Consider the following 1,790-nt stretch of genomic DNA (forward strand, 5'->3'; position numbering starts at 1 on the left):
GGATGCCACGCAGGGTCGCCCCATGCTCAGACTTTCTGTCACGGGCAGGCCCCAGCCTTCGAAGAAAGAGGGAAAGACGGTAAAGCTGCAGTCGGCGTAGAGGCGGCGGAGTTCGGCGTCGGTAGGGTTCTGGATGAAGCGGATCTTGCCGTTGAGCCAGCGGGCGTTTTCAAGCTGTTGCATGAGATCGGAGACGAGCCATCCCTCCCGCCCGGCAAAGACGAGGGTAGGAACCTGGTCTTCGGGCAGATCTTCGAGGAGTCTGCGCCAGACGCGGAAGAGCAGGGCATGGTTCTTGCGGGCCTCGAGGGTGGAGACGAACAGGACGTAGGACCCATTCACGAGAGGCTCGGTGGCGACGGGTATGTCGGCGAGGCCGAAGCCAGTGCCAAGCGGAATGGGCTGGACGGTGATGGATGTGCCGATGTCCTGTTCCGTCAAATAGGACTGCACGTCCGCAGCCGTGGCCTTGCTGATGACAAAAATGACATCGGCCAGGGGCAGGATGTTTTCATGCCATTCCGTATAGGCAAGGATCATGTCCCGATTACACCATTCGGGGCAACGGACTGGCACGAGGTCATACATCAGGAGGCCATAAGACATGCGCAGGTCATCGCGCAGCCAGCGGACGAGCCTGTCGTAGTCCCTCCGGTGCCATGGCGCGCCAAGGGTCAGGAATATATCTCCGGGTTGTGCAACGTCTTCAAACCTCCGACCAGTCGGGAGAATAACCGTGGGCATAACCGGGTCGGACTGGTTCAGATGCCGCCACCGACTTGCCCATGCGGCCCGTTTCCTCTGCCAGGAATCCTGCTGCTGGTGGATATGACGTTCGGTAGCGCGTGCACTGATACGCAGGACCGAAGCCGGTAGCCGCAGTACTTGGCCGAGGATGGTTTTTTGAAGCCGGAGAGCCTGTTGCAGCCCCGCAGCCTCGGGAATGTCGTCAATGGCTGCGAAGGACAAGGGTGGTGGTGCGGGGCGGGCATTCAGCTTCGTCGAAGTTCGGCGTGAGGGTCTGTCCTGTCCCGTATTCTTTTGCGCTGTTTGTGAGGGGCGCGGTTGGGCCTGGGTGGTGATATTCCGGAACAGGTTCTGAATGAAAGACCATTCAATGATTTGCAGATCACGGTCGTTTTCCCCCCTGCGAACAAACTGGATTCCATCGCCGCCCAGTTCATCGAGCGCGTTCGAAAGTTCATAAACGACGCGCTGGATACCGCTGGGCCGGTTATGGTGGGTCAGGTAGGTGAGCAGATCGTCGATATCGAGCCAGATCGTCATGGGTCTTTACTGTTGTCGCACATCGAGAAAGGGAAGCCGCGCGGCTACCGGCACGCACGGAAGGGTGGGAAAAGGCCTTGGGTTAGGTCATGTCGAATGCTGCCAGAATAGCTCTGGCGCTGTCTGTCCAGGGAACGGGTGTGAAGTGGGAGCGGACCTGTTCGGTCCACTCGCCGAGGGCGGTCTGGTTTGTGATGGTGTCATAGATGAGACGGTAGGCGTCGTTGGTGTCTCGGGGATTGAAATAGCGGGCGAGGCTGCCGCCGGCCTCGGGGATGGACGTCGTGCCGGATGCCACGCAGGGTCGCCCCATGCTCAGACTTTCTGTCACGGGCAGGCCCCAGCCTTCGAAGAAAGAGGGAAAGACGGTAAAGCTGCAGTCGGCGTAGAGGCGGCGGAGTTCGGCGTCGGTAGGGTTCTGGATGAAGCGGATCTTGCCGTTGAGCCAGCGGGCGTTTTCAAGCTGTTGCATGAGATCGGAGACGAGCCATCCCTCCCGCCCG

At 60.0% G+C, this 1,790-nt stretch carries 2 protein-coding genes; both read right to left on the minus strand.

All coding sequences use genetic code 11. The features are described from left to right. Positions 1–1,287 (minus strand): glycosyltransferase (locus tag KP702_RS15915; RefSeq protein WP_215769377.1); only part of this gene is annotated, 1,287 nt, incomplete at its 3' end. A gap of 82 nt (positions 1,288–1,369) precedes the next feature. Beyond that, on the minus strand, positions 1,370–1,790 hold a 421-nt coding region (locus KP702_RS15920; protein WP_215769378.1), incomplete at its 5' end, for a glycosyltransferase.

Origin of the sequence: Gluconobacter sp. P5B12 (assembly GCF_018812035.1) — a bacterium.
In the GTDB taxonomy this organism is placed as follows: domain Bacteria; phylum Pseudomonadota; class Alphaproteobacteria; order Acetobacterales; family Acetobacteraceae; genus Gluconobacter.